Source organism: Candidatus Amarolinea aalborgensis (assembly GCF_900491745.1).
Taxonomy (GTDB): domain Bacteria; phylum Chloroflexota; class Anaerolineae; order SSC4; family Amarolineaceae; genus Amarolinea; species Amarolinea aalborgensis.
In genome coordinates this window covers 260,924-281,869 of record NZ_UETR01000006.1, presented here as the reverse complement: position 1 = coordinate 281,869, position 20,946 = coordinate 260,924, and the positions used below count along the sequence as shown (strand labels likewise).

The window sequence follows — 20,946 nt, the reverse complement described above, 5'->3', positions numbered from 1 at the left end:
GTTCACGCAGCGATATCCTGGGCTGGTTCAGCAGCCAGCCTCAGGATACCGCCGCGCGTCGAATGTTCAGGCGTCCGACAACGGGGCGCTGCGATCAACCACCGCCGCCGCCCGTGCCCTGGATGCCGCCTTCAGTCATCTTGCGCGCGTCCAACAGCTCGTCAGCCTGCTCCGCGGTCAACAGCCCCTTCTCAACCACCACGTCCTTGATCGGCCGATTGGTGGCCAACGATTCCTTGGCCACTGCGGCGCCGTTCAAGTAACCGATCACGGGGTTGAGCGCGGTGACCAGGATTGCGTTCTTCGCCAACCAGCCCACGGCCTTCTCGCGGTTGGCAGTGATGCCCACGACGCACTTGCTGGCAAAAGCGTTGACGGCGCCGATCATCACGTGCATCATCTCGAAGAGATTGTGCGCGATGATCGGCATCATCACGTTCAGTTCCAATTGGCCGGCCTGCGCCGCCAGGGTGATCGTCAAATCGCAGCCGAGCACATGGAACATAGACATGTCGAGCATCTCGGCCAGGACCGGGTTCACCTTACCGGGCATGATGCTCGAACCTGGCTGCACCGCGGGCAGGCGAATCTCGTCTAGCCCGGTGGTTGGGCCGGATGAGAGCAGCCGGAAATCATTGGCGATGCGAATCAAGTCCTGGGCCACGGTGCGCAGCGCGCCGCTGAAGAAGACATTGTCCCCCATGCTTTGCATGGACTCGAACAGGTCATCCGAGGTATAGAGGGGCTGGCCCAACAGATCACTGAGCGCAGCGACCATGCGTGCGTGGTATTCAGGATGGGCGTTAAGTCCGGTGCCGGTGGCAGTGCCGCCAATACCGAGGCGCCGCAGGGACTCGGCCGCGTGTACGATCTTCTCACGGCCGCGCTCTACCGCGCGCGCGTACGCGCCAAATTCCTGACCCATGCGCACCGGCACCGCGTCCTGCAAATGCGTGCGGCCAGACTTGACGATGTCATCGAACTCGGCCGACTTCTGGCGCAGCGCCGCGGCCAGGCCGTCCAACGCCTTGACCAACTCCGGTAGACGCCACAGCGCGCCCAAGCGAATCGAGGTGGGAATCGTGTCATTGGTGGACTGCGCCATGTTGACATGATCGTTCGGGTTGACCGGCTTCTTGGGGTCCGTCAGTTCGAAACCGAGCAATTGGTTGGCGCGATTGGCGAGCACCTCATTGATGTTCATGTTGTGCGAAGTGCCAGCGCCGGCCTGGAAGGGATCTACCACGAAATGCTCGTTCAGGCTGCCTGCCAGCGCCTCGTCGGCTGCCTGAATGATAACGCCAGCGCGCTCCGCATCCAGCAGGCCGAGTTCCCGATTGACGATCGCGGCCGATCGTTTGATCGCGACCATAGACCAGACAAACGCGGGATAGGGCCGCATGCCGCTGATGGGGAAGTTGAGCACAGCGCGCTGGGTTTGCGCGCCATACAGCGCCTGCGCCGGGACCTTCATCTCACCTAGTGAGTCTTTTTCGATTCGATACGCAACATCAGACATTGCTTGTCCTCCTCATTGAGAATGAAAAGTGAGCATAACCACGAGTGCATGGAGAAGCGAGTAGAGAAACGATCTACGTGAGCTTCATCCAGCGAAATGACTCGGCATAAATCTCAACACCGTCTGGCGTCACGGTGCGCGCCCGCTCACGAAGACGCGCCTCCAACGCTGCCGGATCAGCAATCTGACTCTTGTGCGCCAAAATGGCAGCTATCTTCAAGTCGAACACCTCGCTGATGTCCACTTGGTAATTACTGTCGTGAGGCCCAGCCACGAAAACATGATGGACGCTGTGCGGCGCCAGGCCATCGGCTTCATGCTGCGGAAAATTGAGCCGCCCCCGTGCGATGGGGAAGACAGCCGCAAGGGCCGCTTCACCGGCTGCGCGGTGGTCAGGGTGATTGATGCGAGAATCACCCACAAAGTAAGTGGTGGGGTCAGGCAGGATGACCGTGTCGGGGCGATGCAGGCGAATCTGCCGCACCAGGTCCTCACGCAGGCGCATGTCGGGATACAGCTCACCGTCGTGGTAACCGAGGAATACGACTTCTTCGACGCCCAACAGCGCCGCGGCTGCGCGTTGTTCGCCCATGCGCAGGTCGGTCAGGCGTTCAGGCGTCATGTCAGGCGCATCACTGCCTTTGTCGCCGCGCGTGATGACCACGTAGGTCACCGCGCAGCCGGCGCGCGCCCAAAGCGCAACCGTGCCGCCGCAAAAAAATTCTGGATCGTCAGGGTGCGCCATGATCACCAAGGCGCGCTGCGGTAAATGCTCGCTCATGATTCACCCCAAGAGAACCCCTGCGGTTCACCAAAAAAGAACCCCTGCGGACAGGCAGAGGTTCCCGATCTGATTTTCGGCCTCATCTCAAAGGATGAGCGTCACTTAGCGTTATAGCCAGGCCCATCGCTGAAGAACCTGGCGTTGATCTCCGTCGAGGCAAAATACTGCGGTTCCAGGTCCTCTTCTGGGCGAATGGCATCAACAGGGCACTCTGGCACACAAGCGCCGCAGTCAATGCAGGTGTCAGGGTCAATGTAGTACCAGGGCCACTCGTCCTCGGGCTGGCCGGGAACGATGCACTCCACCGGGCAGACTTCTGCACAGGCGCCGTCGCGTATACAGAGGTCAAAAATCACATGGGTCATGAATTGATTCTCCTTCTTGGACGTAGAGAATACAGCAATTTAGGGATTTGTCGTGGCTTGCCTTACACGCACCGTGTCTTAGCAAACGAAGCTGATGTCATTTTACCTGACTTCCGATAGGATGTCAATTGTACAAATCGCCGCAAGTACGTCACGAATCGCAACCCTTCGTTCCTTGGCAACAACAACCTTGTAAACGCCGCGGGGGTCTTAGGCAGCCGGCGCGTGCAGCACAAACAATTGGCAGCAAGATTGCGGAAGCAAGAGGCGGAGAAACCTATACTCTCCCTTCATGAATGCAAGTTGCATCATGAATGCGGACGCTGGATTCAGGCAAGGAAGGTGCAGAGAGAACGATGATAACGCTCAACTGGAGTGAATTTCAGGAACTCACCGCCAACGACGACCAAGACCGCGAGCGAATTTACATCCGCCCCATCCCAGACCGTGGCCGACATCAGCGCCGCTTGACCACCTGTCGTGGTTGCGATTGGGTGGTGGACGAAGCGTTCATGTCTCCACGCGGTCTTTGTCCACGCTGCGAACGTGCGGCGCGCTAGCGCACACTGACCCACCGTCGGCGCGTGCGTGCTCCGCTCATCTATCCCCGCCTCATCATCAAAGCCGATGAAAACCCACTGTCTATCCAGGCGCTGATATGCCGAGTGTTGTTTGGCATGTGCGAGTGCATGTGTGCTACAATCAAAATGGCAGTTTGCCGCTGCGCTGATGGCATGTCGTACGGGCACGGGACGCAACCCGGCGCCCTGCAATCCTCAGCGACAAACGCCCCTTGGCGCGTCAGTCAGCACTCTGGATGGAGGATTCTATGTGGCAAGACTGGTTCTTTCGCCGACGGCGCAAACCACCTTCGACCGCAGCGCAGGACAACGTTGAGCGTGCGCGCTCCGGCAGCCGCCAGCGTCTGACCCTGCGTTTTCACGCGGAGACTGCGCAAACGGCCAGCCGCATGCAAAGCTCGAGCGCTGACGTGGATTGGAGCCGCCAACCCTCTATCTACAAGGTCTACCCATCCACCGCCCGTCTCCCGTTGACCGAGCAAATTGATTGTACTTTTCCTGATACCCTGGACGTGTTGCAGCACTGGTGGCCCAGGCCCGCTGATACGCAGCCGCCTGCGGCCTGGAATGTGGAGACCCTTTCGCGCCTGTGCTACTATGCCTATGGCCCCACCGCACAGCAGACCCTGCCCGGCGCCACGTTGACCTTGCGCGCGGCGCCGTCGGCCGGCGCTCTCTACCCGGCGGAACTCTATGTCGCCGTGCGGGGTGCAACCGGCGCCCGCAATGGCATCTATCACTACGCGCCCGGTGAGCATGCGCTCGAACTCCTGCGGCCGGCCGATTGGCTGGCCTGGTTGGCCGACGCGGCTGCCGATTGGCCGGCCGTCGCCGAAGCTGACGCCGTTTTTGCCATCTCCAGCGTCTGGTGGCGCACGGCGTGGAAATACGGAGCACGCGCCTACCGCTACTGCTTGCAAGACTGTGGTCATTTAGCGGGTAACGTCGCGTTGGTAGCCGCAGCCCTTGGTCACACCGCGACGGTGGTGTACTATTTTGTGGACGAGCTGGTCAATCGCCTGGTCGGGCTGTCTTCACCCCAGGAGAGAGTCCAGGTTCTGGTGGCCGTCCACGGCGCGCCCAACCATCTCCCACTGCGGGGCGTGCTTGATCCACCGGCGCCGCTCATGCTGGAATCATCGCTGCCGATCGCGCAGAGCGCCGCGGTAGATGCCCTTCTGCCCGCCGCCAACGCCGCCGAATTGCACACGCGAGTGGAGGTGCAGACCCTGCGCGGCTGCGTCGCCCCGTCTGTGTCTGAAACCCCAGCCAGTGAACTGCCGCCGATGACGCCTTTGCCGCTGGTGAGACCAACCGCGCCTGTCTCCCTATGCCAATCGCTTCTGGGGCGCCGTTCGTCGCATCAGTTCAAACTAGCGCCCGTACCCAAAGAAACCTTCAGCGCCATTTTGCAGGCACTGCAGCTGGCGCACTTGAGCGACTGCGCCCAGGGCGCGCTTGAATTCTATGTGATCGTCAACCGAGTCGAAGGGGTGCCGGAAGGCGCTTATCGTTATGACCCTGTCGGCCCCGGCCTGGCCCTGGTGCGCGCAGGCAACCTGTCTGAGTGGGCCATGCACCTTTCGCTTGATCAGGCTTTTTGCGGCCAGGCCGGCGCTGTGATCTTCTTTGCAGCCAACTTGAACGACCTGGTTCAACAGTGCGGTGATCGCATGTACCGGCAGCTGCACCTGGAGGCCGGCCTGCGTGCAGAGGTCGCGTATCTGGCCGCGCACGCGCTGGGCGTTGGCTGCACCGGCATCGGCGCTTTCTATGACCTGGAAACGGTGCGCTTCTTCAATTTGTCTGACACAACCGCCATCATCTACGAGCTGGCAATTGGCGTGCCAGCCTGAAATCAACCAGAGCGAAAAGAGGACCGATGAATCAGATTGACACACACCCGCCCATTCCCAAACGGGCCATGATCGTCTACGCACACCCGGATGATCCCGATTTTAGCATCGGCGGCACGGCCGCCGCGTGGAGCCTGGCCGGCGCTGAGGTGATCTACGTCTTGATTACCAGCGGCAACTCCGGCAGTCACGTCGAAGGCATGACCAAAGAGCGCCTGGCAGCCATCCGTGAGGATGAGCAGCGCGCGGCCGCGCGCGAATGCGGCGTCAACCAGGTAGTGTTCCTGCGTTACGATGACGGCGCCCTGCAGCCGACCCTGGCGCTGCGCAAGGACCTGGTGCGCGTGATGCGCCAATACCGACCAGATGTGGTTGTGTGCGGCGACCCAACCGCCTTTTTCTATGGCAACTTCTACATCAACCACCCCGATCACCGCGCCGCGGCGGTTGCTACCCTGGAGGCAGTCTTCCCCGCTGTTTCCATGCCCCTGGCATTCCCTGATCTGACAGCCGAGGGCTATGAAGCGCATCGTGTGCGCGAGGTCTGGATTACGGACAGCAGCGTGACAGACACCCTGGTGGACATTGGCGCGACCCTAGCGCATAAAATTGCGGCCTTGCGGCAGCACAAAAGCCAGATGGAAGACTGGGACCCCACCGACATGGTGACCTCATGGGCCAAAGAAGCGGGCGAGAAGGGCGGCGTGGCCCTGGCCGAAGCTTTCCGGCGCATGATCCTGGTGCGCGACGACAATGATCAGCCAATCACCCCGGCGGTTGGCACGCCGGCCGATGGTCAGGGCGCGGACAAGGCGCCCACGACCGAGCGCCTGATGACCAGCTACGGCGAGGTCAACCTGGCGCATTGCGCGCCCATGCTGCGCGAGGAAATTGCGCTCCTGGGGCAGGCTGATCCGTTCGAGTCGCAGCGTCAGGCTGTCACGCGCTTGCGCGCCATCCTGGCTGGGCTTGACGAGGCGGCGCTGCGCTGGCGTCCTGCGCCGGCGGAATGGTCCATCAACGAGGTGCTGGCGCACCTGGTGCAGACGGAAATCGTCTATGGCTACCGTTACCGGGCCATCGTTGCCAACCCGCACGCGCCGATCGCCGGTTTTGACCAGGACGCCTGGGTTCGTGAGCTGCCCGAGGCCGATCAGCCGACCGAGCAACTGCTCGCCGCGTTGGCGGCGCTCAAGCAGGTCAACGTCGCGTTGCTGCAAGGGCTTAACCTGGAGCAGCGCGCGCGCTGGGGTCAGCACAGCGAGCGTGGGCCAGAATCGGTGGCCGCCCTGATCGGCGCCATCGCCGGGCATGATCTCATCCACCAGGCGCAGATCCAGGAAAACATCCGCCTGTGGCAGGCGCACAGTTGAGCCTGAGCGTCTCGCGACGCCGGCCGATCTTCTAGCCATGCCGCCGATCTTCTGCGGACAGACGCTGAGGATCACACAAACAAAGCAACAGCGGTGTTCAGGGGCTGCCTGAACACCGCTGTTGCTTTGTCTTGCGCCCAGGTTACATCGGCGAAGCGGCCGCGTTGCACTTATTCAGGAATCCCACACCACACAAGGGTGGGCGTGTGGGCGCGGCGCCCGGTTTCAACACAAAATGAACAATTTTCGGGCTGTCGAATGAACAGCGCGCGGCGCGATAGTCTGCTCATGCACGACGCCCCGGTCGTTACACCAGAAAGCACAGAAAGGACGATTTTCGATGGCACTTGACATCGCCCAGGCGAATCTTTATACGCTTTCCAACGCAGACACCTCGGTCACGTACACACCGCTCGGTTTTGGCGGCACGGCGCAGCTCAACTATCGCCGCGGCGAACAGGACATTGTCTTTCGCGGCGCCGATGTGCGCACGCTTGCCACGGAGATCGGCGCGCTGGTGACCGTTGACCTGGATTTCATTCCCGACCTGGAAACGACCACGTTCAGCCTGTTCATCCCCGCGGTGAATCTACGCAACGGCGCAACTGAGGCCGCGGTGGAAACCGTTGGCCTGCTGACGGCCGCTCGCACCAGCTTTGGCGGCCCGGCGCTGGTGCAGGGTCAACTCAAAACCTACCAGGCGCTTGTGCTGACAGGCGCGGCGCAGCTGGTTGATTTCTAGACACAAGGAGATAACGATGGCGCTTGTAGGCACACAACCTAACTTGTTCGATCTGCAGGATCGCAAAAACAGCATTAGCTACACCCCGGCCGGCATCGGCGGCGTTCCACGCTTGACCTTTGAGAGCGGCGGTGCATCCCGTGTCTTTACGGACGCCAGCATTACCGTGACCGAGACCCCGGCGGGCGCCCTGGTGTCGGTGCTGGTAGAGGTCTTTCCCGACGTGCGCACGAAGACCCTGAACCTCTTCGTCCCCATTGTCAACCTGCCGGAGGATGCCACGGAATTTCCGGTGGAAACCGTGGCGGTTCTGGCCACCAAACGCACGCCGCTCGGCGGCACGCGTCTCTACCGCGGCCAGGCGCAAACCTACGAAACCTTGAAACTCAAAGGGACGGCGCGCCTGGTAGACTTCTAAACGCAAAATGCTGTCTCAGCTAACAATTTGTCTAACAAAAGGGCGCTATGATTATGTCAATCGAAGTTCACAAGGCGATTTCTCGTCGCTTCTACGAGGAGATCTTCAGCCAGGGCAAACTCGACGTAGCAGACGAAATCTGCGCCGCCAACTATGTCAAAGAATAGGAGATCACCAGCATGTCAACTCGCGATCACAAGGACGTCGCACAGCAGTTTTTTATGGAGCAGGACAAGCGCAAAGGCCCTCTCGATCCTACGCTTGTCACGCCAGATTACGCAGCCCAAATTGCCGGCTATCCGCGCATGGATGTTGACGGCCACTCTGGATTCGCCGTGGTTTTCTACCAGGGCTTCCCGGACCTGTATCACACGATTGACGAGGTGTTCGCCGAAGACGACAAGGTTGCGGTGCGGTTCACGTTGCGCGGCCATCATACCGAAAACTTCATGGGGATTCCGGCCACCGGCAAGCCCATCGAAGTAGGGGCTATCGCCATGATGACCTTTGCCGGCGACAAAATTGCCCGGCTCTCAGCGCAGTTCGATCAACTGGGGCTGATGCAGCAAATCGGCGTCATTCCCGCTTTGGGGTAGGAGGCCCGTAATGACCGATCAAGACCGACGCTTCATCGCCGCCGCGCGGTCGCTGTACGGCGGCGACGCGGCTGAGCGGGCCGCTATCCTGCAGGACATTGTCTGGCACGTGCCGGGACACAACCCGGTTTCAGGCGACTATCACGGCTTCGAGGAATTCACGCAGCTGATGCCCAGCCGCATGGCGCCGCTCGATCGCTGGGATTTCGCCCTGACTCATGTGATGGTCAACGGCCATTTCATCGTGGCGACGTTTCGTCTGCACGGCGAACGCAAGGGCATGACCGTTGACATGGGCGGCGGTCATCTGCTGCGCATGAGCGACGATGGCAAGATCGCCGAGGGCTGGGGCTTTGCCGGCGATCAAGACGCGCTCGACGCCTTCTTCCAGGCTTAGGATCAAGTCATCAGGCTGAAAGGCAGCCTGACACGGTACTCAGTGACAATCGCAGTGGAGGTTCAGTATGTCGTACGTGATCGTTCATCACACGGTCGAGGACTTTGCCCGGTGGAAACCGTTTTTCGACGGGGATGCCGATGTGCGCCGGGCGCATGGGTCGCTAGGTTGCCAGCTCATGCGCGGCGCCGACAACCCGAACGAAGTGGTCATCGTTTTCAAGTGGGACAGCGTGGAAAACGCACGCCAGTTCACCCAAATGCCCGCCCTGCGCGAGATTATGCAGCAGGCCGGCGTCGTCACCATGCCCGATTTCTACTTCCTGGAAGAAGTGGACCAAGGCGCAGCCTGACGCCAGCGAGCGGCTGTGCGTCCATGGTGTGTTGGGCGAGAAGTGCGGCGGGCAGTCCTGCCGGCTTCTCGCCCAACACCCTGGAAAAGAAATAAGCTGGCGGTCGCCGCTCCATTGACTCAGCACGGGGCATCTGATGAAAACAACACCCTTTGATCGTTACGCCAGCCTGGCGGCCATCTCGGCCGCGATCGTTGGCCTGCTCTATTCGATTTCGTTTGTCGTCCTTCAAAACGGTCTGCTGAGCGCGCTCTGCCTGCTCCTGGGCGGCCTGCTTTCGCTGGCAGCGCTCGTGGGCCTCTTTCAGCACCTGGCGCCGGTGGATGCGCCATCCGCGACGTTAGGCCTGATCCTGGGTGCGGTCAGCGCGCTCGGCGCCGCGATACACGGCGGTTACGACCTGGCCAATGCCATCCACGCGCCCGGTGAGCTGAGCGGCGCCCTGGCCAATCTGCCCAATCCCATTGACCCGCGGGGCATGCTGACCTTTGGCGTGGCTGGCCTGGCTGTGCTGCTGGCTGGTCTGCTCATGCGCGGCAGTCCGCGCTTTGGCCGCGGCTTCACCACGCTGACCTTGACGCTGGGCGCGCTGTTGATCATCGTCTACCTGGGCCGGCTGATCGTCTTGACGCCCTCCAGTCCCCTGGTGCTGCTGCCCGCGGCCGTCACCGGTTTCATCATCAACCCAGCCTGGTACCTGTGGCTGGGGGTGCTGCTGCGCCGCGGCGTGGCCCCTGAGCCGAGACTGAGCCAAGTCGGTTTGGGCACGCAGGGCGGCTGAGCAACAAAGACTTGTTACCCTCAAATAATGGAGATGTCATGTACGGCACTATCGCACGGGTCAAGATTGACCCATCCAGGCTGGAGGAACTGACAGCCCTCAATCGGCGTATCGCCACTGCGCCTGGTCAGCTCGCGCGCTACATTTACCAGATGGACGCCGACCCCGGAGAGGTTTTCCTGGTAGCAGTCTTCGAGAGCAAAGAGGCCTACTGGACCAATGCCAACAGCCCAGAGCAGCATCAGCGTTTCCAGGAATTCCGGGCCCTAATGCTCGCAGACCCGGAATGGCACGACGGCGAGATCGTTGACGTGGCGCCGTGAATCGCTTGCAGTCGGCATCAGGAGTATACGGTGATTGACCGATGATCCGGGAGAAACCATGATCGCCGTTGTCACGCTATTCCTCTGGGAGACATCATCATGCAACGAGCCTTACTGCTGATCGGCCCGGCCTTGTTTCTGTTGGCCGAAATCATCCTGCCAGGCGGAAGCGCTGACCCCGCGACCCGCACGGCCATTGTTCAAGCACATGGCGCGGCCTGGGCATTGGGCCACCAGGTGATCGCAGTGGCGTTCACCTTCCTTGTACTCTGGCTAGGCGACCTCTACACTTTCGTGCGCGTCGGCAACGAGCTGACGACATTTTTCGGCGCTCTCCTCTCGGTCTTTGCGCTCATTGCCGATTATGCGGTGGCTATGCTACAATTGCTCACCCTTGACCTGGTGCGGACTGAACCTGCTGACCAAGTCGCGCCGGTGTTAGCCCTCGTGGGGCGCAGTTCGAACTTAATGGCCCTGGCTTTCTTGCCGACGCTGGGGTTCTGCCTTGGCTTTGGATTGCTGGCGATCGGTTTCTACCGCCGTACGCGGCAGGCCCTGCCCGCGGCCCTGTTGGCCGCGGCGGGGCTTCTGATCACAGTCGCTGGCGTCATGCAGGTCAAGTGGGGGTTTGTTCTTGGCGCGCTGGCGCTGGCCGTGTTCGCGCTGCTCTTTGCCAGCGTCGGGAAGCGCTTCGATTAGCCTAGCAGAGGAGAGTGTATGCCTGTTGAAAACATAGAGACCGTGATCGTCGGCGGCGGGCAGGCCGGGCTGGCAACCAGCTATTGGCTCAAGCAGCATGGCCGGGAGCACGTTGTGCTGGAAAAGGCCGATCGGCCTGGTCACGCCTGGCGCCAGCGCTGGGACAGCTTTACCCTGGTGACGCCCAATTGGTCGTTCAGGCTGCCGGGCGCAGAGTACGCCGGCGATGATCCCGACGGCTTCATGCCGCGCGACGAAATAGTCTCTACCTTCGAGCGCTATGTGGATGCCAACCGCCTGCCGGTGATCTTCGGCGTGGATGTCACGGCCGTGGAACTGCTGGCTGACCGGCCTGGCTACCGCGTGCGCACGGCTGATGGGGAATACCGAGCGAACAACGTCGTCCTGGCGACCGGCCTTTTTCAGCGCGCCAAGATTCCGGCCTTTGCAGCGGGATTGCCGGCGGACGTGCTGCAATTGCCCTCGGCGTCCTATCGTAATCCAGCCAACCTGCCCCCTGGCGCGGTGCTCGTTGTGGGCAGTGGTCAGTCGGGCTGCCAGATCGCGGAGGAGCTGCTCAAGGCCGGTCGTCGGGTGTTTCTGTGCGTGGGCACGGGGGGGCGCGCGCCGCGGCGCTATCGGGGCAAGGACACCTACCAGTGGCTGACCCTGGCTGGCTTCTTCGACCGCACGCCCGACATGCTGCCATCGCCCGCGGCCCGCTTTGCGGCCAATCCCCAGCTCTCCGGCGCCAGCGGCGGCCACGACCTCAACCTGCACCAGTTTGCGGCCGATGGCATGACCTTGCTGGGGCATTTGCGCGGGATTGAGGAGGGCCAGTTGGGCCTGGCCGCCGACCTGCACGCCAGCCTCGCCAAGACCGATCAGATCGAAGCGCAGCTGCTGGCCCTGATTGACGGCTATATTGCCCGCTGCAGGTTGGACGCGCCGGCGGAGCAGCGGCCTGTGCTGCGGGACGGCTTCGCGCAGCCGCAGATCACCGAGATGGACGTGCAGCAGGCCGGCATCGGTTCGGTCATTTGGGCTGCAGGCTACAGCTTCGACTTTGGCCTGGTCAAGCTGCCGGTGACCGACACCGATGGCTTTCCGGTGCAGCAGCGCGGCGTCACTGCCTACCCTGGCCTCTATTTCATGGGTTTGCCCTGGTTGCACACACAGAAGTCCGGCCTGCTGATGGGTGTGGGCGACGATGCCGCGTTCATTGCCGCGTCCATCGCAGGCGCGCACATGACCGCCTCATAGTCACAGCCGACTCACGCGCTGAAGACCTCCTCCAGCGCCTGACGCATCACCGCCAGCGGCGCGTCGCGGCCGGTCCACAGGCGGAAGGCAATCGCGCCCTGGTTTACCAGCATGCCCAGGCCATCGAGCGTGCGCGCGCCGCGCGCAGCGGCTGCGGCCAGAAAGGCCGTCTTGGGCGGGTTCGGAATGACGTCGCAGACCAGCAGCCCAGGGCGGATGCTGTCCAGGGCCACCGCGGGCGCGTCCTCTACGCGCGGGAACAAACCAATTGAGGTGGCGTTGACCAGGATATCTGTCTCAGCCGGAACGACGAAGGGGCCGTCCCACAGAGCGAATTCGGCCTGCGCCGGGGTCTGACGGCGCAGCAGGTCCACCAGCGGCTGGCCGCGGTCGGCCGTGCGGTTGACAATCGTGATGGACGCGGCGCCAGCCAGCGCCATCTCGACCGCCATCGCCCGCGCGGCGCCCCCTGCGCCCAGGAAGACGACGCGCTGCCCAGACGGATGGATGCCGGCGTCCTCCTGCACCGAGCGCACAAAGCCCTTGCCATCGGTGTTGTGACCGATCAGCCGCTCACCCTCGCGCACCACCGTGTTGACCGCGCCGATCAGCGCGGCCTCGGCCGAGAGACCATCCAGGTATGGGAGGACGGTCACCTTATGCGGGATGGTCAGGTTGATGCCTGCCATGTTGAACGCGCGCAGCCCGCGCATCGCGTCGGCCAGTTGTTCGGCGCGCACCTCGATGTTCAGGTAGCGCCAATGAAGGCCAAGCGCACGAAACGCGGCCTCCTGCATCACAATCGTCGGGTTCTCAGCCACGGGGCAGCCAAAGACGCCGACCAACTTGGCCTGGTAAGACGGGACCTGGTAGCTCATTGAGTCCTCTCCTTGCGTTACGGGAGTTCTCCAGCGCGCGGCCATTGTCTCGCTCACTGCCTCATCGTGGGCAGGTTGAGTTGACCCCCGACTGCGCAGCGATCAGGACCGTCGCTGCAGCCGAGCTGCGCTGGCCATAGGCGACCAGAGGACTCGGCGGCGTCCGATCAGGCGTCCAGCGAGCCGAGGTAGCGCTGATAAGCCTGGATGAGCGTCTGCTCGATCGTGGCGTGCAGCGGCGTTTGGACGGCGGGCTTGCGTTGGCCCGCGGCCAGCATCTGCCTGGCGCAACGTTCGCACAACAGGTAGCCGATCAACACACCGCGCGGGCGATAAATGAAAGCATTGAGCGACAACGTGTCTTCGCCCTTGTACTTCACGGCGCCGACGGCGCGTCCGCAGCCGGGACAACCATCACCAACGTAAAACCATTGGCTCTTGACCGCGCTGCCGAATTGGGCTTTGGCGATGGCAAACATTTTGGCCAAAGCAGCATGGGCATGATCTTCCGGGTTCATCGTGACTCCTGACCTCCCATCATGACCTCGATTTCCAGGAGGTGCGCCAGCGTGTCCGCAGACAGTGCGCCAGGCACAATAGACCGATCTACCAGCAAACTAGTAATTTTGTCAATAGGATGAAATTTTTTATGGCAAAAATGTCAATAACAAGCGCTGCGGCAGGTGAATCACCACCCGTCGGATGCGACGGGGTCTGGCCTTTCGTGGATAGGAACAAATCTGGGGCTGAGTACTGGGGAAACGAAAGGGGCAGTGTTCAGGACTCTCTGAACACCGCCCCCCTGTTCTATCTTACGGACAGGTTGCGCCGGCGAAGCGCCCGGCAACCGCCTGCACATCCAGGATGTTGACCATGCCGTCAGGCGAAGGATACGATCCGCCGCCGCCGGCTACGTCGTTGCGAGGCGCAAAGCCGCTGGTCTTGCCCCAGTCGTTGGCCGTGAAAATGATATCAGCCACGTTGCTGGCGCCGCCGCAGCTGCAGTTGGTGTCATACCAGGCGCAAGCCTTGATGCCCACCAACACTGGGTCATGGTCCGATGAGCGATAGGCGTCGGGGGCGTAAAGGCTGATGACCTGGCCAGGCGATTTGAACTCGACGTTGTAGTCGAGGGAACGCGGCTCGTCCGCGTTGATATGCCACTCGGCGACGCCTGCGATCGTGGCCGCCATGGGCGCCGAAGCCAGCGCATGGTCGAGATAGCCGCTCTGCCCGTCGAAGACGTAGGAGTAGGCATGGACGCCGATGGTGTTCTCAACCAGGTTGACGTAGCCGGCGCTCTTGATGGCTGTGATCGGATCTTCCTTCGTGTACGAGTTCAAGTCGCCGATGATGATGAAGTCCCGATCGCCGCTGCCAGTGGGGTCAGTGCCAAGCCAGGCGGTCAGCTCATTAGCGGCCATTGTGCGCGTGATGTTGCAGTTACCCTGGCCGTCGCCCGTGTCCGGGTCAGGCGGGAAGACGCCGGCCGCGGTATCGCAGGCAGAGCCTTTGGACTTGAGGTGATTGACGACTACAGTGAACTTCTCGCCGAACGTGGTATCGGCAAAAGTCTGCACCATCGGCTGGCGGTTACGCCGTACGGCCGGGCTTTGATCGAAAGCGCCCGTGTTTAGGGTGACCGCTGCGCCGACAGGCGTAGCTTTCGCAGGGCGATAGATGATCCCAACCGTGATCTCGTCGCCGCCAAAAGTGGAGCCGCCAGGATTGATGAAGGCAAAGGTGCCGGGCGCGGTCGCGGCGTTCAGCCCGTTGACCAGGTCCTGAATGGCGCTGGTGGCGCCGTAGCCGTCATTCTCCAACTCCATCAAACCGATGACATCGGCGTTCAGGCCCACAATGGCGCTGATCGTCTTCGCGCGCTGGCGGTTGAACTCCGCCAGCGTGTTGGCGCCGCGCGGGGTGGGGAAGCCGCCGCCCAAGCCGTCGCCGTTGAAGTAGTTCAACACGTTGAAGCTGGCTACGCTCACGTTGCCGCCCACGGCAGACGGCGCCGCCGTGCGCGGGTTGCTGTGCGTAACGCTGACCGGCGCAACCGGTTCAATCATGTACTGCGCTGCATAATAGAACAGGACTCCGGTCAACCCGGTTACCGTATCGCCTGTGCGCAGCGTGTTGGACGCACTCAAAGCCGGCGGCGGGTAGACAATGGGGTCGCGATTCTGTTGCAGGTTGCCATCATCCAGCCAAATGCGACTGCGGTCATTCAAGTTCTGCAGAAGATCGCGTGGGCTGCCAGGGCCGCCGGGCAGCACCAGCGCGGTCGGCTGGTACAAGCGATCGCTGACGGAAAGAGCCACCTGGCCATAGCGTCCCAGGTCGTAATGTTCGGTCACATACAACGCAGCGGGCAGTTGAATGGCCATTCCTTCGTACTGTTCCAAGTCGCTCGGGCTGCTGACCGGTAGGGTGACGATGCTCGGCGTGGCCGTGGGACTGCCTGGACAAGGGCTCACGGCGCTAATGAGGTTCAACTCCGTCAGATTATTGAACTCAGCCACGGTTCCAGTCACGCGTACGACCTGACCAACGCTGACATCCACGCCAAAGCCGTTGTCGTAGACGAAGATGCCCTCGGAGGTGGCTGGATTGCCGTCGCTCTCGCTGTCCTCTTCCTGCACGAAGAAGCCGCTCAATTCGGTCGTCGTAGACTGGAAATCGCCCTTGACGACGCCTTCGATGGTCTGCGTCGTTCCGACCAGGGGACTGGCCGCGCCGCTGCCCTGGATGGCGCTGATGAGCGTGGCCGACGCGCCGCAGACGGAGACGCTGCCGGTGGTAAAGCTCCAGACGTAGTTGCTCGCCAGGGCATTGTTGGACAGGTCCGTGATGCCGGTGGTGAGGGTGGCGGTGTAGAGCGTGGTTGGCGCCAGCAAGGCGCTCGGCGTGAAGGTGCGGTTGGCGCCTGTGCCGCTGATCGCGCCGGTCACGGGGCCGCCCGCGCTGACCACGGTGAGTGTGCTGGTAGTCACGTTGCTCACAGGCTCGCTGAACGTGACCTGCACCGTGCTGTTGAGCAGCACATTGGTGGCGTTACTGATGGGGATCGTGCTGAGTACGGTGGGCGGTGTCGTGTCCGGCCCGCAGGAGTTGGTCGGGGAACCGCTGTTGCGTGGACTGGGCGTACCGGCGGTGAAGTCAGCGCTGTTGTTATCTGTGTCGGTGCAGCCGCCGTTGCCGCGCAAGGCCGCGGTGGTGTTGCTCAGGACGGGCGCCGCAGCAGACCCTTCATAGCAATTGGCACTGCCGTAGCCCACCTTATCCACAATACCTGCGCTGGGGCAAGCTCCATTTAAGGCCGTGGTGTTGTTGACTAATGCCACTTTCCCGTTGGTCGCGCTCATGCTGAGAGCACCGGTATCATCCACAGGTGGCAGATCGGCGCCGAGGGTGCCACAGCCCTCTTGAATCAGGACGTACTTATTGGGTTGGACTGTTAGCGTCAGGGCTAAGGTATCCACGAGCCAGTTGCCCGTTCCCGTAGCCGATCCATACTGCACAGACCAGCCATTAAGTGATACAGCGGTCGTGCCGGCATTGAATAGCTCGATATAGTCGCACTTGTAGGAGGGTGAGCCAGATGTAGCACCGCCGCCCCCGTACACCTGGCTGATGCGTATGTCATTGGCGTTAGGAGCATCGGTGTTGGCGCTGGCAAAAGCCAGAATGGTGGAGGCAAGAATCAATAGGCTGGCGACAAGAACGCTGAGTAGAAGCAAGGCGCTCCCACTGATGGTGCGGCGTCCACGCGGTGTGAAGGCTCTGGGTTGCACGGTCGGTTCCTTTCTCTCAAGCTGCTACGTTGCTGCTTTGCAGGACAATGAAGGGGGACTATCATGCCAGGGGTGTTTCTATTTTACTACCAATTGCCTGGATTGCCAACAGTTGACAATTCGCTTAGCGTGTGCGATACTGATAGTAGTTTGATTATGAACTACTATCGAGTGAGTTAATGAACGAACGTCTTCTGCGTCAACTGTGCGCCTTGGGGTTTACCGAGTACGAGGCGCGTGTCTACCTGGCGCTGCTGCAAAACAATGCCGCCACCGGCTATCAACTAGGCAAAGCATCAGGGGTGCCGCGCAGCATGGTCTATGAAGCGCTCGGCCGCCTGGCGCAGCGCGGCGCCATTCTCACCTTGCCCGAAGATTCCAAGGGGGTGCGCTATGCCCCATTGCCGCCGCATGAGCTGGTGGCGCAGATGCGTCGCCAGTTCGAGACCACCGTCGAGGGCCTGGTCACGGACCTGGCGGCGCTGGCGGTCCCAGCCCCACCGGCCCAAATCTGGAATATCGTGGGCGATGAGCAGATCGTACAGCGGGCGCAGGCGATGATGAATGCGGCGGCGACCGAGCTCTACGTGGGTCTGCACGACCGCACGCTGGCCGCCCTGCGGGGCGCGCTGATCGCCGCACATCTGCGCGGCGTCGAGGTGCACACACTGTTGTTTGGGGACAGTACACTGGAAGCGGGTGAGGTGCGTCATCACCCCAGGGCCGAAACCGAGGTGCACCGCGTCGGTCGCGGCATCGTCATCGTGGTGGCCGATCGGCAGACTGCATTGATTGGCGGCACCACGGAGGCGACCAGCGCCGCGTGGACAACCAATCCCCACCTGGTGTTTGTGGCGCGCGAATACATCTGGCAAGAGCTATTCACCCAGCGTCTGGGCGAGCAAATGCCGCTCGACATGCTGGCGCGCCTGGCGCCGCTCGATCGCGCGGTGCTGGGGCGTGAGCTCTGACGGTACCTGAGGAGGCAGACATGGCAACAGCAGGCAGTACGCTGATCCCGGCCCGCGAGAGTCACGGGTTTGGCGCGCGGTTGAGCGAAATCATCTTGGGCGGGCAGGACGGCCTGGTCAATACGTTGGGAGTCATTCTGGGCATTGCGGCCGCATCGCAGGATATTCGGATCATCATTGCCGGCGGCCTGGCGGCCACCTTTGCCGAGTCCATTTCCATGGGCGCGGTCGCTTACACCTCATCATTGGCCGACGCGGATTTCTATCATGCGCAGATGGCCCGTGAGCGGCGCGAAATCAAGGAAATGCCAGACCTGGAGCGCCTGGAGATCCGTGAGATTTTCCAGGGTTGGAGCTTCGAGGGTGAACTGCTGGACAAAGTGGTAGATCATGTCAGCCAGCATGAAGAGCATTGGGTGGACATCATGATGGCGCATGAGCTTGAACTGCAGCCGGTGGACAATAACGGCCTGCTCAAGACCGCGCTCCTGGTCGGCTTCTCGGCCGTAATCGGGTCCATCATCCCGCTTTTTCCCTTCTTCTTCTTGCCGCCGGCGCAAGGCATGGTGGTCGCCCTGGTGCTGTCGGCTCTGGCGCTGTTCATCGTCGGTTATTTCAAAGCCCGCATCACCGTAGGCGTGCCTGCGCGCAGCGGTCTGCAAATGATGATCATCGGCATTGCGTCTGCCCTGGCCGGCTATCTCATCGGCGCGCTGTTTGGCGCGCCAGCGAATTGAACATCTTGGGTTTCCAAGCTCCTGAAATTAGACCGTTCACGCAGTACGCGGTTGCCTGAATGGGCGGGCGCCCAAAGCAACAAGCAAGAACGGGTCGAGTCTCTGATGAAACTCGACCCGTTTGCTTATGCCGCACGCTGACCTACGCGTCGCGGAAGGCGCGCTCACATTCCGGGCAGGGGCACAGGCCGCGCAACAATCCCCAGGTGTAGATGCCGGTGTTGTGACCGTCGGCCCAGGTGAAGCTGATGGCGTAGGCGCCCACGAATTCGGCGCCTTGAATTTCGCTGGAGCCGTTGGGCTGGGCAAACAACTGGCTGCGCGCGATCGGCTGCGCCATTTCGGCATGCCCGCCGCGGCACGAAACGCACGGGCAGACCGCGCGAATGCCGCTGAGCGGGTATTCGCTGTGATGACCCTCTTGCCATTCAATGATCAGCAGGCCTGCCTGCCGATTGACGGTGACGATGCGCGGTTTCTCAACAGATTGAACCATACGTGCTCCATTTTCCCTGCAATAGATAGTTGTGCTAAAGTTGGGCACCTTCTGCGAAACGGATGTGAGGCCATGCCATCAACCGCTTATTGTTACGATGCCCACGAACGCGATCACGATCAGCCCGGTCATCCAGAGAACCGCCGGCGCCTGGAGAGCACCCTACGCCTGCTCAAGCAGACTGGTCTGCTGCCTCAGTTACAGGCTGTGCCCTGCACACCGCTGAGCGATGAACGGCTGCTGCGCGTCCATCCCCGCCGGCACATCGAACGCATCGAAGGGCTGGCTGCCCGCGGCGGAGGATATCTGGACCCTGACACCTATGTCAGCCCCGGTTCTGCACAAGCCGCACGCCTGGCGGCCGGCGGGCTGGTCAATCTGACCCTGGCGGTGCTCGATGGCCAGGCCAGCAACGGCTTTGCCTTGATTCGACCGCCGGGGCATCATGCTACGGCTGACTCCGCCATGGGCTTCTGCCTCTTCAGCAACGTGGCCCTGGCCGCGCGCACCGCCCAGGCCGAACGCGGCGTGCAGCGGATTTTGATCGTAGACTACGATGTACATCATGGCAATGGCACCGAGGCCATTTTCTATGATGATCCTGGCGTGCTCTTCTTTTCGACGCACCAGTACCCGTATTACCCGGGCACCGGCGCCATCAACGACGCTGGCGCCGGCGCTGGCGTTGGCGCCACGATCAATGTGCCGCTGCCGCCCGGGGTCGGCGACCAGGGCTACGCCGCAATCTTCGAACACATTCTATGGCCGGCCGCGCGACGTTTCCAACCGCAGCTGATCCTGGTCTCGGCCGGTTACGATGCGCACTGGGACGATCCGCTGGCCGGCATGGCGTTATCGCTGACCGGCTACGCGCACCTGGTCAGCGAACTACTGGGCATGGCGGACGAATTGTGTGCGGGCAAGATCGTGTGTGCGCTCGAAGGCGGCTATAACCTGGATGTGCTGGCGTGCGGGGTGCTCAACACTCTCAGCTTGCTGCATGATCGTGGGGCGGTCATCCAAGACCCGTTTGGCCCCGCGCCGCGGCCCGAGCGCGACGCCAGTATGTTGATTCAGCGTGTGCGCGCGCTGCACGGTTTGCGACCGCGTGACGATCAGGCGTAATTCCAGAACCAGTAGGCAAGTCCCTTCCACGCGCCCCACGGCGCAAACGCGGCTTCCACCTCGGCGCGGCCGATGGGTTGGCCGTCGTGCCATTCCTTCGACACCACCTTCAGCGCCCACGAATCCACGGGAATAAAATCGTAGCGGCCGAGGATCATGAGCAGGTTAGCGGCCGCATAATCGCCGATGCCCTTGATGGCAAGCAGCTGCTTGCGCACCTCCAGCGTCGGCGCGGTGGACTCTTTGAGCGCTTCCAGATCCAAATCGCCGACGGCCACAGCCTGCGCCAGGCCCAAGACAAACGGCGCGCGAAAGCCCAGTTTGGCGTTGGCGCGCAAGTCCTGCTCGCTGGCCGCGGCCAGGCGCGCGGCCGTGGGAAAGGCGCGCTGCCCTGGCGCGTGCGCGTGCTCTGCGCCATAACCTTTCACCAGGCCGCGCACCATGCGCTTCGTCCCGGCCCAGGAGGTGTTGACCGTGCACAGCGTCTTGACCGCGTCCTCGAACAGCGTGGCCGAGCGCAGGATGCGCCCGCGGCCTTGCTCGGCCATGGACGCCAGCTTCGGTTCGGCGCGCGCCAGGTCATAGAACGGCGTCAGATCCTGGTCTAGCCCCAGCATCCAGGTCACGCGGCCGATGAGCTCCTCCGCCTCAGCCGGGTTCAAAGCCGCGGTCGTCTCCATCTGCACATCGCCGCCATCCGCCGGACGCACGCGCAGGTCAATCACCTGGCCGCTGCTCAGCTCCATCAGGTAGTCGAAGCCGTCCGATTCCTTATCATGGCTGAACGGCGCCAGTTGCACCCAGCCATGGGAATTGACCACAACGGACAAGTTGAACGGGCGACGCGCGGACAGTACAAAGTTCATCGGTTACTCGCCTTTCCAATCTCACCATCC

At 62.0% G+C, this 20,946-nt stretch carries 22 protein-coding genes; 14 read left to right on the top strand and 8 right to left on the bottom strand.

Annotated elements, in window-relative coordinates; genetic code table 11:
* Window positions 1–94: 94 nt before the first annotated feature.
* From ACPQ6D_RS10970 to ACPQ6D_RS10960, 3 genes are all read right to left on the bottom strand, one after another.
* A complete protein-coding gene (locus ACPQ6D_RS10970; RefSeq protein WP_423224366.1) occupies window positions 95–1,519 on the bottom strand; it encodes an aspartate ammonia-lyase in 1,425 nt (474 codons plus the stop codon).
* 73 nt (window positions 1,520–1,592) lie between these two features.
* On the bottom strand, window positions 1,593–2,300 hold the full coding sequence (locus ACPQ6D_RS10965) for a PIG-L deacetylase family protein (protein WP_423224365.1): 708 nt from the start codon (window positions 2,298–2,300) through the stop codon (window positions 1,593–1,595).
* A 101-nt stretch (window positions 2,301–2,401) separates the two neighbouring features.
* Window positions 2,402–2,668, bottom strand: coding sequence for a 4Fe-4S dicluster domain-containing protein (locus ACPQ6D_RS10960; RefSeq protein WP_423224364.1), 267 nt, complete (start codon window positions 2,666–2,668; stop codon window positions 2,402–2,404).
* A gap of 829 nt (window positions 2,669–3,497) precedes the next feature.
* Between ACPQ6D_RS10960 and ACPQ6D_RS10955 the strand changes: the two genes are divergently transcribed.
* The 11 genes from ACPQ6D_RS10955 (at window position 3,498) to ACPQ6D_RS10905 (ending at window position 12,049) form a co-directional block, all read left to right on the top strand.
* Complete coding sequence (locus tag ACPQ6D_RS10955) at window positions 3,498–5,105, top strand: SagB/ThcOx family dehydrogenase (RefSeq protein WP_423224363.1); 1,608 nt, start codon at window positions 3,498–3,500, stop codon at window positions 5,103–5,105.
* A gap of 26 nt (window positions 5,106–5,131) precedes the next feature.
* The gene (locus ACPQ6D_RS10950; protein WP_423224362.1) at window positions 5,132–6,478 is read left to right on the top strand and encodes a PIG-L family deacetylase; all 1,347 of its coding nucleotides are present in this window, start codon (window positions 5,132–5,134) and stop codon (window positions 6,476–6,478) included.
* Between the two features lie 340 nt (window positions 6,479–6,818).
* A complete protein-coding gene (locus tag ACPQ6D_RS10945; RefSeq protein WP_423224361.1) occupies window positions 6,819–7,220 on the top strand; it encodes a hypothetical protein in 402 nt (133 codons plus the stop codon).
* A 16-nt stretch (window positions 7,221–7,236) separates the two neighbouring features.
* Window positions 7,237–7,638 (top strand): hypothetical protein, encoded by a 402-nt coding sequence (locus ACPQ6D_RS10940; protein WP_423224360.1) that lies wholly within the window; start codon window positions 7,237–7,239, stop codon window positions 7,636–7,638.
* Window positions 7,639–7,817: 179 nt separating this feature from the next.
* Entirely contained in the window at window positions 7,818–8,234 is a 417-nt protein-coding gene (locus ACPQ6D_RS10935) for an ester cyclase (RefSeq protein WP_423224359.1), read from the top strand.
* A gap of 10 nt (window positions 8,235–8,244) precedes the next feature.
* Window positions 8,245–8,631, top strand: coding sequence for a nuclear transport factor 2 family protein (locus ACPQ6D_RS10930; RefSeq protein WP_423224358.1), 387 nt, complete (start codon window positions 8,245–8,247; stop codon window positions 8,629–8,631).
* A 67-nt stretch (window positions 8,632–8,698) separates the two neighbouring features.
* On the top strand, window positions 8,699–8,983 hold the full coding sequence (locus ACPQ6D_RS10925; RefSeq protein ID WP_423224357.1) for an antibiotic biosynthesis monooxygenase: 285 nt from the start codon (window positions 8,699–8,701) through the stop codon (window positions 8,981–8,983).
* Window positions 8,984–9,119: 136 nt separating this feature from the next.
* On the top strand, window positions 9,120–9,764 hold the full coding sequence (locus tag ACPQ6D_RS10920) for a hypothetical protein (RefSeq protein WP_423224356.1): 645 nt from the start codon (window positions 9,120–9,122) through the stop codon (window positions 9,762–9,764).
* 38 nt (window positions 9,765–9,802) lie between these two features.
* The gene (locus ACPQ6D_RS10915; protein WP_423224355.1) at window positions 9,803–10,087 is read left to right on the top strand and encodes a putative quinol monooxygenase; all 285 of its coding nucleotides are present in this window, start codon (window positions 9,803–9,805) and stop codon (window positions 10,085–10,087) included.
* 99 nt (window positions 10,088–10,186) lie between these two features.
* The gene (locus tag ACPQ6D_RS10910; RefSeq protein ID WP_423224354.1) at window positions 10,187–10,786 is read left to right on the top strand and encodes a hypothetical protein; all 600 of its coding nucleotides are present in this window, start codon (window positions 10,187–10,189) and stop codon (window positions 10,784–10,786) included.
* An 18-nt stretch (window positions 10,787–10,804) separates the two neighbouring features.
* Complete coding sequence (locus ACPQ6D_RS10905; RefSeq protein WP_423224353.1) at window positions 10,805–12,049, top strand: NAD(P)-binding domain-containing protein; 1,245 nt, start codon at window positions 10,805–10,807, stop codon at window positions 12,047–12,049.
* A gap of 11 nt (window positions 12,050–12,060) precedes the next feature.
* Here ACPQ6D_RS10905 and aroE read toward each other — a convergent pair whose 3' ends face one another.
* From aroE to ACPQ6D_RS10890, 3 genes are all read right to left on the bottom strand, one after another.
* On the bottom strand, window positions 12,061–12,927 hold the full coding sequence (gene aroE, locus ACPQ6D_RS10900; RefSeq protein ID WP_423224352.1) for a shikimate dehydrogenase: 867 nt from the start codon (window positions 12,925–12,927) through the stop codon (window positions 12,061–12,063).
* A 167-nt stretch (window positions 12,928–13,094) separates the two neighbouring features.
* The gene (locus ACPQ6D_RS10895) at window positions 13,095–13,445 is read right to left on the bottom strand and encodes an LIM domain-containing protein (RefSeq protein ID WP_423224351.1); all 351 of its coding nucleotides are present in this window, start codon (window positions 13,443–13,445) and stop codon (window positions 13,095–13,097) included.
* Between the two features lie 294 nt (window positions 13,446–13,739).
* Window positions 13,740–16,721: an ExeM/NucH family extracellular endonuclease gene (locus ACPQ6D_RS10890; RefSeq protein WP_423224350.1), complete on the bottom strand. Its 2,982-nt coding sequence runs from the start codon at window positions 16,719–16,721 to the stop codon at window positions 13,740–13,742.
* Window positions 16,722–16,900: 179 nt separating this feature from the next.
* Between ACPQ6D_RS10890 and ACPQ6D_RS10885 the strand changes: the two genes are divergently transcribed.
* Window positions 16,901–17,692, top strand: coding sequence for a TrmB family transcriptional regulator (locus ACPQ6D_RS10885; RefSeq protein ID WP_423224349.1), 792 nt, complete (start codon window positions 16,901–16,903; stop codon window positions 17,690–17,692).
* A gap of 20 nt (window positions 17,693–17,712) precedes the next feature.
* Entirely contained in the window at window positions 17,713–18,429 is a 717-nt protein-coding gene (locus ACPQ6D_RS10880) for a VIT1/CCC1 transporter family protein (protein ID WP_423224348.1), read from the top strand.
* 142 nt (window positions 18,430–18,571) lie between these two features.
* Here ACPQ6D_RS10880 and ACPQ6D_RS10875 read toward each other — a convergent pair whose 3' ends face one another.
* Entirely contained in the window at window positions 18,572–18,925 is a 354-nt protein-coding gene (locus tag ACPQ6D_RS10875) for a gamma-butyrobetaine hydroxylase-like domain-containing protein (RefSeq protein WP_423224347.1), read from the bottom strand.
* A gap of 72 nt (window positions 18,926–18,997) precedes the next feature.
* Here ACPQ6D_RS10875 and ACPQ6D_RS10870 point away from each other — a divergent pair, with 72 nt between their 5' ends.
* Complete coding sequence (locus ACPQ6D_RS10870; protein WP_423224346.1) at window positions 18,998–20,050, top strand: histone deacetylase family protein; 1,053 nt, start codon at window positions 18,998–19,000, stop codon at window positions 20,048–20,050.
* Here the strand turns inward: ACPQ6D_RS10870 and ACPQ6D_RS10865 are convergent.
* On the bottom strand, window positions 20,041–20,916 hold the full coding sequence (locus ACPQ6D_RS10865) for a DNA-3-methyladenine glycosylase family protein (protein ID WP_423224345.1): 876 nt from the start codon (window positions 20,914–20,916) through the stop codon (window positions 20,041–20,043). The genes ACPQ6D_RS10870 and ACPQ6D_RS10865 overlap by 10 nt on opposite strands.
* Window positions 20,917–20,946: the final 30 nt, after the last annotated feature.

What these genes read in the sequence shown, in the direction of transcription:
- ACPQ6D_RS10965 (WP_423224365.1), bottom strand. Translation starts at nt 2,300, where the DNA reads ATGAGCGAGCATTTACCGCAGCGCGCCTTGGTGATCATGGCGCACCCT.
- ACPQ6D_RS10865 (WP_423224345.1), bottom strand. Translation starts at nt 20,916, where the DNA reads ATGAACTTTGTACTGTCCGCGCGTCGCCCGTTCAACTTGTCCGTTGTG.
- aroE (WP_423224352.1), bottom strand. Translation starts at nt 12,927, where the DNA reads ATGAGCTACCAGGTCCCGTCTTACCAGGCCAAGTTGGTCGGCGTCTTT.
- ACPQ6D_RS10880 (WP_423224348.1), top strand. Translation starts at nt 17,713, where the DNA reads ATGGCAACAGCAGGCAGTACGCTGATCCCGGCCCGCGAGAGTCACGGG.
- ACPQ6D_RS10930 (WP_423224358.1), top strand. Translation starts at nt 8,245, where the DNA reads ATGACCGATCAAGACCGACGCTTCATCGCCGCCGCGCGGTCGCTGTAC.
- ACPQ6D_RS10950 (WP_423224362.1), top strand. Translation starts at nt 5,132, where the DNA reads ATGAATCAGATTGACACACACCCGCCCATTCCCAAACGGGCCATGATC.
- ACPQ6D_RS10925 (WP_423224357.1), top strand. Translation starts at nt 8,699, where the DNA reads ATGTCGTACGTGATCGTTCATCACACGGTCGAGGACTTTGCCCGGTGG.
- ACPQ6D_RS10905 (WP_423224353.1), top strand. Translation starts at nt 10,805, where the DNA reads ATGCCTGTTGAAAACATAGAGACCGTGATCGTCGGCGGCGGGCAGGCC.
- ACPQ6D_RS10960 (WP_423224364.1), bottom strand. Translation starts at nt 2,668, where the DNA reads ATGACCCATGTGATTTTTGACCTCTGTATACGCGACGGCGCCTGTGCA.
- ACPQ6D_RS10955 (WP_423224363.1), top strand. Translation starts at nt 3,498, where the DNA reads ATGTGGCAAGACTGGTTCTTTCGCCGACGGCGCAAACCACCTTCGACC.
- ACPQ6D_RS10920 (WP_423224356.1), top strand. Translation starts at nt 9,120, where the DNA reads ATGAAAACAACACCCTTTGATCGTTACGCCAGCCTGGCGGCCATCTCG.
- ACPQ6D_RS10945 (WP_423224361.1), top strand. Translation starts at nt 6,819, where the DNA reads ATGGCACTTGACATCGCCCAGGCGAATCTTTATACGCTTTCCAACGCA.
- ACPQ6D_RS10915 (WP_423224355.1), top strand. Translation starts at nt 9,803, where the DNA reads ATGTACGGCACTATCGCACGGGTCAAGATTGACCCATCCAGGCTGGAG.
- ACPQ6D_RS10935 (WP_423224359.1), top strand. Translation starts at nt 7,818, where the DNA reads ATGTCAACTCGCGATCACAAGGACGTCGCACAGCAGTTTTTTATGGAG.
- ACPQ6D_RS10870 (WP_423224346.1), top strand. Translation starts at nt 18,998, where the DNA reads ATGCCATCAACCGCTTATTGTTACGATGCCCACGAACGCGATCACGAT.
- ACPQ6D_RS10910 (WP_423224354.1), top strand. Translation starts at nt 10,187, where the DNA reads ATGCAACGAGCCTTACTGCTGATCGGCCCGGCCTTGTTTCTGTTGGCC.
- ACPQ6D_RS10875 (WP_423224347.1), bottom strand. Translation starts at nt 18,925, where the DNA reads ATGGTTCAATCTGTTGAGAAACCGCGCATCGTCACCGTCAATCGGCAG.
- ACPQ6D_RS10895 (WP_423224351.1), bottom strand. Translation starts at nt 13,445, where the DNA reads ATGAACCCGGAAGATCATGCCCATGCTGCTTTGGCCAAAATGTTTGCC.
- ACPQ6D_RS10940 (WP_423224360.1), top strand. Translation starts at nt 7,237, where the DNA reads ATGGCGCTTGTAGGCACACAACCTAACTTGTTCGATCTGCAGGATCGC.
- ACPQ6D_RS10885 (WP_423224349.1), top strand. Translation starts at nt 16,901, where the DNA reads ATGAACGAACGTCTTCTGCGTCAACTGTGCGCCTTGGGGTTTACCGAG.
- ACPQ6D_RS10970 (WP_423224366.1), bottom strand. Translation starts at nt 1,519, where the DNA reads ATGTCTGATGTTGCGTATCGAATCGAAAAAGACTCACTAGGTGAGATG.